General features: G+C 70.7%; 18 protein-coding genes and 1 pseudogene. 9 read left to right on the top strand and 10 right to left on the bottom strand.

The window, feature by feature from the left end:
- Window positions 1–97: 97 nt before the first annotated feature.
- The 4 genes from OO52_RS21935 to OO52_RS21920 all read left to right on the top strand — a co-directional run bounded on the left by OO52_RS21935 (window position 98) and on the right by OO52_RS21920 (window position 3102).
- Complete coding sequence (locus tag OO52_RS21935) at window positions 98–1075, top strand: magnesium transporter CorA family protein (protein WP_030645393.1); 978 nt, start codon at window positions 98–100, stop codon at window positions 1073–1075.
- Between the two features lie 190 nt (window positions 1076–1265).
- Window positions 1266–1802 (top strand): DUF5994 family protein, encoded by a 537-nt coding sequence (locus tag OO52_RS21930; protein WP_030645391.1) that lies wholly within the window; start codon window positions 1266–1268, stop codon window positions 1800–1802.
- A gap of 6 nt (window positions 1803–1808) precedes the next feature.
- Window positions 1809–2333, top strand: a complete 525-nt coding sequence (locus OO52_RS54625) for a hypothetical protein (protein ID WP_373304000.1) — start codon at window positions 1809–1811, stop codon at window positions 2331–2333.
- Window positions 2334–2616: 283 nt separating this feature from the next.
- On the top strand, window positions 2617–3102 hold the full coding sequence (locus OO52_RS21920) for a DUF5994 family protein (RefSeq protein WP_030645387.1): 486 nt from the start codon (window positions 2617–2619) through the stop codon (window positions 3100–3102).
- A 39-nt stretch (window positions 3103–3141) separates the two neighbouring features.
- On the opposite strand, the gene OO52_RS21915 is transcribed toward OO52_RS21920, so the two are convergent.
- The 3 genes from OO52_RS21915 to OO52_RS21905 all read right to left on the bottom strand — a co-directional run bounded on the left by OO52_RS21915 (window position 3142) and on the right by OO52_RS21905 (window position 6209).
- Entirely contained in the window at window positions 3142–4410 is a 1269-nt protein-coding gene (locus tag OO52_RS21915) for an ATP-binding protein (protein WP_030645385.1), read from the bottom strand.
- A 119-nt stretch (window positions 4411–4529) separates the two neighbouring features.
- The gene (locus tag OO52_RS21910) at window positions 4530–5393 is read right to left on the bottom strand and encodes a slipin family protein (RefSeq protein ID WP_030645383.1); all 864 of its coding nucleotides are present in this window, start codon (window positions 5391–5393) and stop codon (window positions 4530–4532) included.
- Between the two features lie 123 nt (window positions 5394–5516).
- Window positions 5517–6209 carry a DUF5994 family protein gene (locus OO52_RS21905; protein ID WP_030645381.1) on the bottom strand — a complete coding sequence of 231 codons (693 nt, stop codon included), beginning with the start codon at window positions 6207–6209 and terminating at the stop codon, window positions 5517–5519.
- Between the two features lie 354 nt (window positions 6210–6563).
- Here OO52_RS21905 and OO52_RS21900 point away from each other — a divergent pair, with 354 nt between their 5' ends.
- On the top strand, window positions 6564–7163 hold the full coding sequence (locus OO52_RS21900; RefSeq protein ID WP_051818442.1) for a DUF5994 family protein: 600 nt from the start codon (window positions 6564–6566) through the stop codon (window positions 7161–7163).
- Between the two features lie 13 nt (window positions 7164–7176).
- Window positions 7177–7338, top strand: a complete 162-nt coding sequence (locus OO52_RS50910) for a hypothetical protein (protein ID WP_158712535.1) — start codon at window positions 7177–7179, stop codon at window positions 7336–7338.
- A 113-nt stretch (window positions 7339–7451) separates the two neighbouring features.
- On the opposite strand, the pseudogene OO52_RS21895 reads toward OO52_RS50910, so the two are convergent.
- The 7 genes and pseudogenes from OO52_RS21895 to OO52_RS21870 form a co-directional block, all read right to left on the bottom strand.
- Window positions 7452–8693 (bottom strand): annotated as a pseudogene (locus OO52_RS21895) (PP2C family protein-serine/threonine phosphatase).
- Between the two features lie 354 nt (window positions 8694–9047).
- Complete coding sequence (locus OO52_RS51605; RefSeq protein WP_099054839.1) at window positions 9048–9203, bottom strand: DUF6131 family protein; 156 nt, start codon at window positions 9201–9203, stop codon at window positions 9048–9050.
- Window positions 9204–9288: 85 nt separating this feature from the next.
- Window positions 9289–9897: a hypothetical protein gene (locus OO52_RS21890; RefSeq protein WP_030645377.1), complete on the bottom strand. Its 609-nt coding sequence runs from the start codon at window positions 9895–9897 to the stop codon at window positions 9289–9291.
- Between the two features lie 28 nt (window positions 9898–9925).
- Window positions 9926–10552: a DUF6286 domain-containing protein gene (locus OO52_RS21885; protein ID WP_234339871.1), complete on the bottom strand. Its 627-nt coding sequence runs from the start codon at window positions 10550–10552 to the stop codon at window positions 9926–9928.
- 112 nt (window positions 10553–10664) lie between these two features.
- Complete coding sequence (locus tag OO52_RS21880; protein WP_030645373.1) at window positions 10665–11072, bottom strand: Asp23/Gls24 family envelope stress response protein; 408 nt, start codon at window positions 11070–11072, stop codon at window positions 10665–10667.
- Window positions 11069–11236 (bottom strand): hypothetical protein, encoded by a 168-nt coding sequence (locus OO52_RS51600; protein ID WP_030645371.1) that lies wholly within the window; start codon window positions 11234–11236, stop codon window positions 11069–11071. Before OO52_RS51600 ends, OO52_RS21880 begins: the two co-directional genes overlap by 4 nt.
- 84 nt (window positions 11237–11320) lie before the next feature.
- A complete protein-coding gene (locus tag OO52_RS21870) occupies window positions 11321–11812 on the bottom strand; it encodes an Asp23/Gls24 family envelope stress response protein (RefSeq protein ID WP_030645369.1) in 492 nt (163 codons plus the stop codon).
- 155 nt (window positions 11813–11967) lie between these two features.
- Here OO52_RS21870 and OO52_RS21865 point away from each other — a divergent pair, with 155 nt between their 5' ends.
- From OO52_RS21865 to OO52_RS21855, 3 genes are read left to right on the top strand one after another with little or no spacing between them, the layout of a single operon-like run.
- The gene (locus OO52_RS21865; RefSeq protein WP_199820013.1) at window positions 11968–12543 is read left to right on the top strand and encodes an RNA polymerase sigma factor; all 576 of its coding nucleotides are present in this window, start codon (window positions 11968–11970) and stop codon (window positions 12541–12543) included.
- Window positions 12534–13205 (top strand): hypothetical protein, encoded by a 672-nt coding sequence (locus OO52_RS21860; RefSeq protein ID WP_030645365.1) that lies wholly within the window; start codon window positions 12534–12536, stop codon window positions 13203–13205. Before OO52_RS21865 ends, OO52_RS21860 begins: the two co-directional genes overlap by 10 nt.
- Window positions 13202–13570, top strand: coding sequence for a hypothetical protein (locus OO52_RS21855; protein ID WP_037629154.1), 369 nt, complete (start codon window positions 13202–13204; stop codon window positions 13568–13570). Before OO52_RS21860 ends, OO52_RS21855 begins: the two co-directional genes overlap by 4 nt.
- The last annotated feature ends 371 nt before the right edge of the window (window positions 13571–13941 follow it).

Genomic DNA, 13941 nt, shown 5'->3' with positions numbered 1-13941 from the left:
AAGGCCCCCACGGAGGGTGACTGCTGTCGATGAACCTGCCGCGCTGGCAATCGGGGCGAAGCGGCATGGAAGGGATATAAGACACTAGCCTCGGGTCATGGTGACGCGTACCCGGCTGTATCACGACGGCACTCTCGTCCTGGAGGACTTTCCCGTCGGTGACGTCCCTGCGCATCTCGCTGATCCGGCGTCGGTCCTGTGGCTGGACCTGCACCGGCCCGGAGCCGCTGAACTCACCATGCTCGGTCAGGAGTTCGGCATCCACGAACTGGCTCTGGAGGATGCCGCCCAGCGTGGACAGCGGCCGAAACTCGACCGCTATCGCACCCACGAGTTCCTCAGCGCCTATGCCGTGACCGTCAGCCCGGACGGTGCGCAGCTGACGTACAGCGAGATCGCCGTATTCCTCACCGGCCAGGCCATGATCACCGTCCGCAAGGACGACGGCTTCGACATCGAGGACGTCGTTGCCCGCTGGGACGAGAGCCCGGACCTGGCCGGCCACGGCGTCGGATTCCTGCTGCACGGCCTGCTCGACCATCTTGTGGACGGACACTTCGCCGCCGTCCAGCAACTGGACGACGGCATCGAGGAGCTGGAGGGCCTGCTCTTCGCGGCTGGGCGCCGTGAGATCGAAGCCGTGCAGCGCCGGGTCTTCGCGCTGCGTAAGTCGCTCGTCCGGCTGCGCCGCGTCGTGCTTCCGATGCGCGAGGTGGTCAACGGGCTCATGCGCCCCGGCCTGCACCTGATCACCGACCCTCTCGTCCCGTACTACCAGGACGTCTACGACCACGTGCTGCGTGCGACCGAGTGGACGGAATCACTGCGGGACCTGGTGGCCTCGGTCATGGAGACGAACCTCTCGGTCCAGGCCAATCGCATGAACCTGATCATGAAGAAGGTGACGAGCTGGGCCGCGATCATCGCGGTACCCACCGCGATCACCGGCTACTACGGCCAGAACCTCCCCTATCCCGGTTTCGGCCGCGAGTCGGGATTCATCACCTCCGCCGCAGTCATCGTGCTCCTGTCCGCATTGCTGTATCTGACGTTCAAGCGCAAGGACTGGCTCTGACCGGCACCGGCACCGGCGACCAGGTCCTGAAGGTAGGAAACTGCCTGGTCATCCCGGGCTTTTCGGACCGGTGAGCGGAGTAGTGTTGAAGACACCGGGAGTTCTTCGCGCACCGGCTCCGATGCGGGTGCCGTTCCCGGTGATCGACAGCGCCGGGCCGCACCCACGAGCCCGGGGACAGGTCCGCGCCATGGCTGTGACCATTGACCGTACGACATCGATCAGATGTGCGCCGCCGCAGCCGGCCCGGCTGTCCCTGACGCCCGCGCCGGGCGGGCTGGACGGTATGTGGTGGCCTCGCTCCCGTGCCTTCACCCGTGAGCTGCCGTCGTTGACGGCCGCATTGGGCGATCTCTGGGGTCGTATCACGGGTGTCACCGTGCACCCGGCCTACTGGCCCGTCCTGCCGCACTGGGTGTCCTACGCCGGGCGCACCGTGCAGGTGGGCTGGTCCACCGAGGAGCAGGATCCCCACAGACTCACTCTTTTCTCCGCTGACGGCCGCCGGGACGTGCTGGTGATTCCGCCGGAAACCGGTGCGGATGCCGCCGCGCAGTTGATGGTCGGCGACGGCGTCGATGCCTCGGCCCGGGAGCAAGCAGCAGACAGGATCGACGCACGAAACAGGGAAGAAGCCTGGGAGGCCGACGGCGGAGCAGGTCGACCGTCGTCCCTGCCCCGGCCCATCGGCTCGGCAGGGCCTTCGCCCGCCGGTCGGCGGAGGTGAGATCCCATGCTCGTCATCGCCGTGGCCGTGCTGCTCGTCCTGATCGCCGTCGGAGTCGTTCTGATCCACCGGCTCAACGGCCAGCACGCCGAACGGATCGCTGCCTTCCACTACAGCGATGTTCTGCCGGGGATCGGGCGTCGGCCCCGGAGACACCGTCGGTCGGTGGACGCGACCGTTCCGACGCGCCCCACCGCGACGGCGACCGCGGATGACATCGGCTTCGGCCCGACCGTGGGCAGTAGAGGAAGGCGCGTCATGGCGATGTTGCGGGACCGGAAGACGTACCGCGAGAGGATCATGCAGGCTCTGTACCAGGCCGCCGAGGGCAATCGCCTCCTGGGTGTCGATGGGGCGAAGCTCCGCACGGACCTGGGTATCCCTGAGCAGGACATGGCCGCTGCCTGTATGTACCTGGCAGGTGAAGGCTGGGTCGTCGTGGACTGGGAGAGGGGCAACACGCCCGGGATGATCACGCTGACGCACCAGGGGATCCGGCAGATGGAGACGGAAGAGGAAGGGCGTGGCTGAGCGGCCGCGTCGGCTTCTCGGACCGAGGTGAACCCTCGCAAGGATTGCTTATGGCGGATTAGTCCCTTTGACGTAACCTGGAAAGCGGGTCGGCGCACGCTCACGTGCAATGACCCGGAAGGGCGGCTCCGGTGGGTATACGCCGGAGCCGTTGCCTGTTTCCGCAACCGCGCCTGCGGCGAAGCGCTCGCGGGAGCGTCGTGCGGAGTACCGTGAGGTAGCAGGGTCGTATCGTGGTCGCACGCCGTGCGGTCGCACTGCTCTCTGCGGACGGGCGGACACCATGGCAGGCTCAGACACCCCCGACTTCCCCAGGCTCCTGCCGGACGCCGTGCACCGGTCGGTGAAACCCGGAACGGCCCTGCTGCGACTGGAGACCACCCACGCACGCGAGGGAATCCTGGACGGCGCATGGTGGCCGCGGTCCCGGGACATCGGTGCGGAGCTGCCCTCGCTGATCTCCGCGTTGACCGAGCATCTCGGACCTGTCACCCGGGTCGGTCTGGACGGCAGTGCCTGGGACGGACTGCCGACCCGGGTGATGGTCGACGACCGGGTCGTGCACATCGACTCCTTCCCGGTCGGTGACGACACCGTCCTCATCACCCGAGGCGAAGGGGACCTTTTCTCTCTGTTGCTGGTCCCTCCGGACACGTCGCCCGACGCGGCACGCGCCGCGATGGCCAGGGCCGTACGGGCCGAAAACGTCACCGAGGCCAGGCAGATCCTCATCGAAACGGGCAGCGACACGCCACCTACGCCGGCCTGACACGTCCGTCGCAGATCGACTCCCCACCCGGCCTGGACGCTAGATGCGGGCGTACTTTTCCGTTTGCTGGGCGAAGTCCTGGGCCATGGCGGCGCTGACCGTGGGCTTGGTGTCGCGGATCGTGTCCAGGTAGTCGTCGGTGGTGGGGGTGGTCCGGGTTCCGGTGTCGAAGGTGCGCTCGAACTGGGCCTGGGAGACGGTGCGCGCCGCGTGGGCGATGTCGGCGGGGGTGAACCCCTCGCTGGCGGACGCGAGTACCGCGCTGTCGGCCCGTGCGCCCGCTCGGGCCAGGTAGCTCTCCCACAGCGCGGTCCTGGCGGTGTGGTCGGGAGGGCCGATCGGCAGCACGTAGTCGAAGCGGCCGTGCCGCAGGAACGCGGAGTCGAGCGTGGTCACGTTGTTCGTGGCGCAGACGAGCAGCCGTCCGTCCTGGCTTCGGAACCGGACGATCGCCTTGAGCAGTTCGTTGACGACGCCGACAGCGGCGGCGTCCGCGCCGCCGCGTTCGCCGGCGACCTCCTCGACCTCGTCGATGAAGACGAGGACGTGGTCGAGCCGGGCGATCTCGTCGAAGCGCCGGTTCAGCCCGGTCGCCAGGCCGTACTCGGCGGCCAGACGGGCGGGGAACAGTTCGAGGAAGGGCCATCCCAGGCGGCTGGCGATCGCGTGCGCGAACGTGCTCTTGCCGGTCCCGGGCGGGCCGAACAGCATCACCGCCCGTGGCGGTTCCACTCCGTGCTGGGCGGCCAGTTCGGGATGGGCCAGCGGCAGGACCAGGCGCCGCTCGATGAGCTGCTTCTCCCGTTGCATGCCCGCGACCTTCTGCCAGAGCCCCCCTGGCGGCAGCTCCGCTCCGAGCGAGGACAGCGTGCCGGCCGACTGCGGGGTCACCGGTCCGCGTTTTTCGAAGAAGACCAGACCGGGGCGGGCACCGAAGTCGCAGTTGCGCAGGGCGGTGGCACCGGTCTCGCCCTCGGGCAGGGCGGCGTGCACCGCGCGGACGCCGGCGGCGAAGAGCCGTTGCTCAAGGGCGGTGATCAGGGCACTGCCCAGCCCGCGCTGCCGCCAGCCGGGCGCCATGCAGATGCGCAGGATCCATGCCCGTTCGCTCTCCACCCTGCTCACCGCGGCGCCGATCAGTACGTCGTCGGCCGTGGCCACCACGGCCGGGTGGCATGCCTGGAGGGCCGTCACGGCGTCCGAGAGTGGGAAGAGCGGCGGCTCCTCGGTCGTGCCGCTCTGCATGTCGACACGGATCACCGCTTCGAGATCGTCCTGGGTGTAGTCCCTGACCCGCCAACCCGTCATGATCAGCTCCGCGTGTTCGATCGTACTCCCATCATCAGCCGGTGTCCGGAGGACGCGCGCGACAGGCGACGGTCACGAATCCTCCCTGGTGCCACGGATCGTTCGGGCCGTAGTCGGCTTCACGCCGCGGTGCCGGGCGCGCTGGCGGCCGGGCTGAGGGACTTGTCGGTGCGGCCGGTGCCGGCCGGTGGCGCTGCCGCGGCGGGTGCGGCGGCAGCGGTTTCCCGGGCGAGGAAGGAGCCGAGCTCGCCGATCGTGCTCATGAGGGGGGCCGGGAAGACGACGGTGGTGTTCTGGTCGACACCGATCTCCACCAGGCTCTGGAGATTGCGTAGTTGAAGCGCCAGGGGGTGGGCCATCATGGTGTCCGAGGCGTCGCCGAGCGCGGCTGCGGCCAGGGACTCGCCCTCCGCGTTGATGATCTTCGCTCGCTTCTCGCGCTCGGCCTCGGCCTGGCGGGCCATGGCGCGCTTCATGGTGTCGGGCAGCTGGATGTCCTTGAGCTCGACCAGCGTGACCTGCACACCCCAGTCGACGGTGGTGACGTCGAGGATCTGGCGGATGTCCAGGTTGATACGGTCCGTCTCCGACAGCGTCTCGTCGAGCGTGTGCCGGCCGACGACCTTCCGCAGGGTGGTCTGGGCGATCTGGTTGATCGCCGCGTTGACGTTCTCCACGGCGACAACCGACTTCACGGCGTCGACGACCCGGAAGTAGGCGACCGCCGACACGTCCACGCTCACGTTGTCCCGGGTGATGATGCCCTGGGACTGGATCGGCATGGTGACGACCCGCAGCGACACCCGGTGCAGGGCGTCGACGAACGGGATGATGAGCCGCAGCCCCGGGGAGCGTGTTCCGACAAGTCGGCCGAAGCGGAACAGCACTCCCTTCTCGTACTGCTTGACGACCTTCACGGACAGGGCGAGGGCCAGGACGGCCAGGAGACCGATCACGACGATGAGAACGATCAGGGCTTGCATGTGCTGCTCCTCGGGACGAGGACCACGGGGGCGGGGATCCGCCGGTCGAGACCCCTGCATATGCCTGCGCCGGTTCGCGAGGCAGGGCCGAAACCCGGGAAGGCACCGGTCGTGGCGGCCGTCTCACATGCCGATGACCAGGCGACTGGCGCGATCCGTCCGTGCCGGAACGGCCGCTGAGGCGGGGCCGTCCTCCTCGTGCTTCCCTGCCTCGTCCGGTTCGAGTGGCCGGTCGGCGGCGGAGACGGCGTGCCGGGTCTCGTCCGCGGCGATGAGAGCGCTTGCGGTCAGCGGTGGGCCGTCGTAGTCGGACGCGGTCGCCATCAGGCGGGCCGCCGACTCCGTCTCGGTCTCGGGCGGGATGACCAGCAGGTCCCAGCGGCCGGTGCCGTAGGAGAGCAGCAGCAGCTTGTGCGGGTCGATCTCCGGGGTGAACCATCCGACCTTGACGACATGACCGCCCACGGGGATCTCGTGCGGGATGACCGGCCAGTACTTCGGGTTGACGGCGATGCGGGTGATGCGGCCCCACAGAGGGTCCAGCACATCGGTCAGTGCGGGCAGCTCGCTCAGCAGGTCTCGGGAGCGGGGCCACCAGGCACCGTCCAGGAGGCCGCGCGACGGGCCGTCGGTCTTCAGCGCGAGACGCACGGCCGGGGCTGCGACGGGCTCGTGGTGTGGCAGGAGTTGGTGCAAGGTCGCCGACATGATGCGGACCCGTCTCCGGGCCGCCTTGGCGGCGCCCCGGGTTTCGTCTCTCGCCGAGAACGACCCGGCGTGGAAGCCGGTGTGCGAAATGCCCTCGGTGCTGTCCACGGTACTCCGCACACGCCGGGGCGGTTGTGGAGACGCCGCCGCATTCGGTGAAGCGGCTGTCGATACCGGCGGGAAGTGGGCTGAGGGCGCCGGGGCACGCCGTACGCCGGCTACCGGACCGGTCTCACGCCCGACGGCTCGCATGCCCTGGCCGGCACTCCTTGGCTGTATTGCGCGGGAGGTTTTCCTCGTGTTCCGTTCAACCCCTCGCTCCGCATCGGTCCGCCGGGCGCGGGCGAGGAGTAACCTGGTGAGTACCGAGAGCATCTCGTACACCGGCTTCCACGCCGGGTCGTTCTCGGCGATTCATGGCAACCGGGCCGGCCGTGACCGGCCCGGGGTTGGGTCCGCGTCATGACCGCGACCATTCCGTTCACACCCGCAGTCGGAGACCGGGCCCCTTCTTCGTCACCGCTCCGACTCACGCTGGCGCGGGCCGGCGCCCCTCCGGCCCTGATCGACGGTGCCTGGTGGCCCCGTTCGCGCAACCTGACGGAGGAGCTCCCGGCGCTCGTCGAATGTCTCGACCCGCTGTGGGGGCGGATCACCCGGATAGCGGTGAGCCGCACGTTGTGGCCGGTCATCCCGGGTGAAGTGCCCGCGCACGGCCACATGGTGCGCGTCGGCTGGTCCAACGCCGGGCAGGACCCGCACAAGCTGTTGCTGCTGTCCCACACCTTCGGCCGCTGGGACCTGCTGGTGATCCCACCGGAGACAGCCCCGGCCACCGCAGCCCGGCTCATGGCCACGGCCACCGACCCGTCGCGGAGCCTCACGGCGACCGGCCTGATCCATGAGGCCGAACGTTTCCGGGCCGCGGCAGAGGCAGCGGCCGACTCGGACTCACTCGGGGAGGCGGTCTGGGACTCCGAAGGCGGACACGACGCCCCCCACCCCGCCTCACGCACTCCTGACGGACCGGTCACCGGTCACGGGCCCCCACCACGGCAGTAGGAGCATGGGAGATATGGGCACCTTCGTGACGGTGAGCGTGCTGCTCGCAATGATCGTCTTCGGTGTGATCGTGATTCAGCTGTTCACCGCGAGCCACGATGATCGCATGGAGGCCCTGACCTCCGGCCGTACCCGGCGGTGGCGGTTCTCGCCATGGCACCGCACGGGGAAGTGAACCCGCTCCAAGGAGGATCGCGGAGCCGCCCCCGCCGGTGCGACTTTCACAAAGAGCGGCGGGAGAGGAACGTAGTGTGCCGTCGGCCATGTCCATGGTGGTGCGCTGCCGGCTCACTCCAGGAGGGCGAGGTCGTCGGGGGCGCTCCCGCGCCATTCGATCAGCAGGAGCGTCGCATCGTCCGTGATGATCCCGCCCCGCGCCCGTTGCAGCGCGTGGGAGAGGGAGCGCGCCACCGTCCGGACCTGTTGGGCCGTGGGCTCAAGGCGGTTCACCCACCCGATGAGCTGCTCCTCACCGAATTCCTCACCGCCGACATCGCGCTCCTCTGTCAGTCCGTCGGTGAAGCACAGGATCCGGTCGCCGGGGATGAGGGCCACTTCGCTGATCCGGGGCTCGTGACCGCCGAAGCCGACGGGCAGCGTCGTCGGGCCCTGCAGCCGTCGTACGACACGGTGTCCACGGATCAGCACAGGAGCGGGATGTCCGGCGTTGACCCACTGGAGCCTGCCCGTGGCCGTGTTGAGCCGCATCATCTGAGCGGTCGCGAAGTGGTCGGGGCCGAACTGCTCGGCGACGGCCCGGTCCGTGAACGTATAGATCTCCGACAGGCCGACGCTGATGCGCCGGGCATGCCGGTAGGCTCCGATGACCACCGTGGCCATCGTGGCGGCGTCCAGTCCGTGGCCCATCGCGTCGACCATGGCCACATGCAGGACACCGTCGTTGGGGGCGTAGTCGAAGCTGTCGCCGGCCACGTCGTAGGCGGGTTCCAGCATGCCGGCCAGCTAGACCCGGGGCGTGGACATCGCCAGCGGTGGCAGCAGCGACCACTGGATCTCCGCCGCCACACTCATCGGTTCCCTGCGGCGCAGCCGGAAGAACAGATCGGTGTAACCGTGCTTGGTCACCAGCATGTCGGCCACGAGCGAGGCGAGCCTGCGCAGCAGCCGTCGCTCGTCGTCGTGGAGGTGGTCCAGGGTGACGGCCATCACGCCCACCTGGTCTCCACCGTCCAGCAGGGGAAGGTAGACCCGCACACCGCCGGCCTGCGAAACCTCGACGGGACGCGCCTCCCGGAAGGCGCGTCCGGCGTCGGAGCCGTCGATCGGCTGCGGTTCCCCGGCCGCCAGCCCGTCGCCCGGCAGGGGGACGAGCCACACCTGGCCGTAGTCCTGCAGGAAGATAGAGGTCTCGCGGCCGTCGAGCCTGCCGATCTGCCGTGCGACGAGCGGACCGAGCTGGTGCGGCGGCAACTCGTGCCCCTGGTCCAGCAGGACTCCCAGAAACTCCTCCCCGAAGCACTCCGACCGGGTGGAGCCTTCCGCGGGTCCTTGCCGCTCACCGCCCGCCATCGCCGTGGCCCCGGGGGACGTTCGGGCGGATCCTCACGAAGGTGCTGTGCATACGAACTTCCGGCGGAGACTCACGGGCCGACGCGGTGGGGAACTTCCGCCCGGATGGTGGGGGCCGATCCACCGACTCCCCAACGAGTCGGCCGTGCGCTCGTGCGGCGAGGACCGGCACAACGGCCACCGGGCGCGCCCCGGTCGAGCCTCGGCGGCTGGCCGGCACCGGCGGCGGCCTCTGCCGGCTCGACCTCTCCGCCGCCGCCGTCGTCCGCCGCCGCGGAACGTCTTGGTGGGGTCCGCGACGTCTGCCGGCCTGCCCGCAGCCTGGATCACTGCCCTGCAGGGCGACGATTCCGACTACCAGTAGTGGCGTCGGCCGGCGACGGCGTGTCCCATCGCGCCGAGGATCCACAGGATGGCTCCGACGACCAGCAGGATGATCCCGATGGTCCACAGGATGGACAGGCCGGTGAGGAAGCCGACGACGAGCAGTATGACGCCCAGGATGATCATGATCTCTCCTTCGGGGAGTGGTGTCGGCGCGCCCGCGAACCGCGGTGGGCCGCAAGGGCGTCGGCGGGAACGGCCGATCTCCTCCTTACTCCACGCGGTGTGGTCCGTGGCGGCTGACCTGTAGGCGGACCTCGGCGGGCATGTCGATGAGGCCGGTGGACCGACGCGCGGTGCCGATCGGGCCTTCGCACAGGGCACCGAGAGTGGCGCCGGGCGTGCCCTCGGGGGTGAGGGTGAGCTTGATGCGGGTGTGGTGGCGGCCCGGTCGGCCGGTGATGAGTACGGCCGCATGGCCTACCCCTGGCAGGGCACCGGCTTCGTTCGCGATCGCTTCGCTGAGTGCGCGGTCGCGCAGTTCGACGCCCTCCTGCGGGGGTGTGCCGCCGACGGGTAGTGAGCCGGGGCGGTGTCGGCTCAGCTGGGCGAGCAGCCACCACAGGGCGAGCAGGGCGGTGAGGACGAGGGCGGCGATGACCGCGGGCCACCACCACCAGCCCTGGCTGCTCCAGCGTGCCCGGTCGGCGGAGCCGAGCAGGACGTCGGCCGGGGTGGTCAGGGGCCAGCCGGCGGGTGGGGCCAGATCGTGCCGCCGGTAGAGGTCGAGCCCGGCGAAGAGGATGAGCAGTCCGCCGCCGAGGAGGACCAGTCCGGCGAGGGCCAGCAGAGTGCGGTTGAGGGCGGATAGCGGCGTCATGGCGGGCTCCGGTGCTGCGGGTCTTGTGTCAGCGGGTGCGTCGCCGCGCCCGTACGGCGATGCGGGGAGGACGGGCGAGGGCGAGCCGGTCGCGCTCCTCGTCGAGGACGGCGGTGAGGTCGTCCTTCACCTGTCGGGGGTCTCGGAAGCGGACGTCCGCGCGGGCTTTGATGCGGTGGCGGCCCACCAGGACGTGCGCCGCGCCGACTCCGGGGACCCGCATGGCGGCGTCGCGCAGCAGGACGGCGGCGCTGTTGCGGTCCACGAAGGCCCGCAATCGCGGGCAGCCGGCGGGTGAGCGCAGGGGCAGCCAGCGTCGCTGACCGGGGGTGAGGGCCAGGACGATCAGCCAGACGCCGACGGCGGCGGCCACGGCGGCCCCCGTCAGCATCCACACGTCGTCCACCGGGCGGGTCGCCAGTTCGTAGGCCAGGTGCCGTCGCCAGGCCGCGGCCGGACGTCCTGCCCGTACGGCGACGACGTCGACGAGCGTCGCGACCGCGGCCACGAGGATCACCGCGGCGACCAGCGCCGCCGTGACGCTGCGCGCCGACCACTTGCGACGGGTTCGGTGCCCTCCTTCGCGCTCACCGGCTGTGAGGTCCGAGGTGGACACGTCGCGTTCGGGAGGATCGGGCTCCTTCGTCAGCGGCACTGCGGCACGGTGCCCGGACGACGCGGAGCCGCGGCCCGGGGGACGTGGACCGGATGTCATCACGATCGCCCTTCCTGCACGGCGTGCCCGGTGACCCGGGCCGCCCGGCCGCTCACCGGACCCGCCCCCGGCTCGAGTCGGTGGCGGTCACCAGCCGCCGGACGGTGAGGAGGACCTCTCCCACTCGCAGCCCGGTCAGCTGGGCGACCCGTTCGGCGACGTCCCGCTGGATCCGCTCGCAGACACGCGGGATGTCGGTGGGGTAGGGCAGGTCCATGGTCAGATGCAGGCGCACCGATCCGGTACGGACGGCGGCGGAGGCGTGGGGTGCCGCAGGTCCGCCCCGATCGGGCGGCACCGCGGCGCGCCGCGCCTGCGCCGCGCGCGCGGCCTGCGCGGCGATACGGGCGACCACCCTGTCCGGGATGACGGTGGCGCCCCGCTCGGCCGGGGGCGGCAGCCCGGCGGCCGGCGCCGGCGGGCCCGACCCCTCGCCGGGGGAACCGGGCCGGGTCTTCACCGCTGCCTCCGTGTCCGGAGGTCCAGGTCGCCCTGTACGACGAGGCCGACGATCAGCCCCGCCGCGCCCAGGACCAGCACCAGCAGAAAGGCCCAGAAGCCGCCGAAGTAGCCGGCGAAGCCGAGGGCCATGCCGGCCGCGAGTCCCGTCGTTGCTGTGTTCATCTTGCACTCACCCGTCTCGCGAGTGTCCCTCCCGCCGTGATCATTCGCTCGTGCCCGAGGACACGGCGGTGCTCCCGGCAGCGGTCACCTCACGCGGCCCTCGTCCGGTCCGGTCTGTTCCTCCTCGTCGTCGGGCAGGTGGACGTCGTCGACGGCGATGTTCACCTCGACGACCTCCAGGCCCGTCATCCGCTCCACGGCGCTGATGACGTTGGTGCGTACGCCGCCCGCGACGTCGACGATGGAGACGCCGTACTCGACGACGACGTCCAGGTCCACCGCGGCCTGCCGTTCCCCGACCTCGACCTTGACGCCGCGGGTGACCGCTCCGCCTCCGCCTGCGCCGGGGACGTGTTCCCGCATGGCTCCGAAGGCGCGGGCCATGCCCGCGCCCAGGCTGTGGATGCCTGGTACCTCGCGGGCGGCCATGCCCGCGATCTTGGCCACCACGCCGTCCGCGATGGTGGTCCTGCCCCGTGTCTCGGCCGGAGCCCCGGCCCCGGTGCGGCCCTTGAGCGCGCTCACGCCTGTTTCGGGCCGGCTGCCCCCGCCGACGCTGGTGATGTTGTCCGTCATGGCGGTCGCCTCGATCGGTCGGCCGGACACCGGAATGATGCCCGTCGAAAGTTGGACATATCGAGCGGCGGAGTCCTCACGTGCCCTGGTGTGTGACGTGCATCACATCTCTTTTCGGGGGTACACGGTCGTTCCGAGACCTGCGTGGGGGCGCCATGATCGAACGCACTGCTTCCCCACGACTGGGGTGCGACCTGCCCGACCGTCTGCTGGCGGTGCGGGCGGCCGAGGGAGACGAGGACGCCTTCGCCGTTCTCGTCCAGCGGCACAGCCGCTCCCTCCTGACCCTGGCCCGCTGCATGCTGGGCAACCCCCAGGACGCCGACGAGGCCGTCCAGGACGCCTTCGTCAGTGCCTGGCGCCACCTGCCGGAATACCGCCACAGGGCGGAGTTCCGCACCTGGATGTACCGGATCACCGTCAACCGCTGTCAGACCATGTGCCACCGCCGGCCGCCGCCCGTTCCCCTGGACACCGTGGCCGAACCCACGGCGAGCGACGCGTGGAGCCAGCCCGCCCGGACCGCCGAGCAGGACGCGGCCACGGCCGCCCTGTTCCGCGCACTCGCCGAGCTGGACGCCGGACAGCGGGTCTGCTGGATCATGCGGGAGGTGCACGGCCTGCCCTACAAGGAGATAGCGCACGTGACGCGTACCGGCGAGCAGACGGTACGCGGCAGACTGTTCAGGGCACGCCGATCCCTGCAGGAGGCGATGGGCTCATGGCGCTAGACGACCCGCACACGCGGCCTCCCGAACCGCCCGGAGCCGACGGGCCCCGCAACGGCTGGGCCGCCGCCGACGTGCCCCCGATCGCAGGCGATGAGGTACTGCCCTGCGGCCGCCTGCTCAGCCGGGTCTGGGAACAGGCGCGGGACGCACCACCGGCCGCGGACCCGCACCCGGTGTCCTGTCCATACTGCCGAGAGGCGGTTGAGGGACTGGCCACGGTGAACGCGGCCGCCCGGACGCTGCGCGACGAGGACCCTCCGGGCCTGCACGCACTCGCCGACCGGGTCATGGACGTCGTCAGGGCAGAGGTCCGGTTCGGGCGGCTGCTGCCCCTGGCCGACCCCGACCGGGACCTGCGGATCGCCGAGAGCGCCGCGGCGAAGGTGCTGAGGCGGGCCGCGGACACGGTCCCCGGTGCCAGGGCCGCGACCTGCCGGCTCGTACCCGAGGGCAACGGCACCGACGTGCGGGTGACCATGACCCTGGCCGCCGCCCTCGACCGCCCGCTGCCCGACCGGGTCCACCAGGTACGCCGATCGGTCCTCCACTCGGCCGGACAGGACCTGGGGCTCACGGTGACAGCCGTCGACATCACCGTGGCAGACGTACTGGAACCGGGACCGACCCTCGGTCCCCGCCTCCCGACGGGCGGTGGCGCATGATGACCGCCGTCGGCACCACCGCGCTCCCCGGCGTCGCGGCCGAGGCAGCCCTCGCGGTTCCTGGCGTGGCCGCCCTGCAACCCCGCCTCGCCCGGCGCCTCGCGGCAGCCGCCGCGCCCACCCGGGCGGACACCACGCCGCCCGAGGCCGGCGTACGCGCCGACCGGGCGCCGGACGGTTCGGGATGGCACATCGAGGTGCGCTGCGTCCTGACGGAGGGTCGGCGGGCGCTGGACATCGCCCGAAACGTCCACGACCGGGTGACAGCCGCCCTCGTCACCCACCTCGCCACCCACGGTGCCGCGGAGCCGGTCACCGTCGCGGTCACGGTGACCGGTATCGCCGCCTGGCGCGACGCGGCATGAGCGGCGGCGCGGGCACAGGCCCCACGAACCGTCGTTCGGCAAGCGGCAGGTCGCCGACCGTGGGAGCGCGCTGCTCCCCGTCCGGAAGTCCTACGGTCGCGGCTCAAGCCTCGGTGCCGCCGACGATCCGGCTCCCGTACGGGGTGACCGGCTGTGAGTTACTCCTCCGGACGTGCCCGTCGAAGCCCGCCCACCATGGAGCTCCAGACTCTGGCGTGTCGCATAAGACATCGGCCTGTCGAGCCGCTTTTGTACAGAGCAGCCGTGGCGGCCCCGTCCGCGGGCGAACGCCGGAGCGTGACTGTTCACGGATTGACGCTCACTGCGGTTATTACCAAGCTGGTGGGGGGGGTTGCGGAAGGGACTGCGGT

The organism is Streptomyces flaveolus (assembly GCF_000716535.1).
Lineage (GTDB): Bacteria > Actinomycetota > Actinomycetes > Streptomycetales > Streptomycetaceae > Streptomyces > Streptomyces flaveolus_A.
The sequence above is the reverse complement of the archived record's forward strand: the minus strand, read 5'-3'. Positions and strand labels throughout refer to the sequence as shown.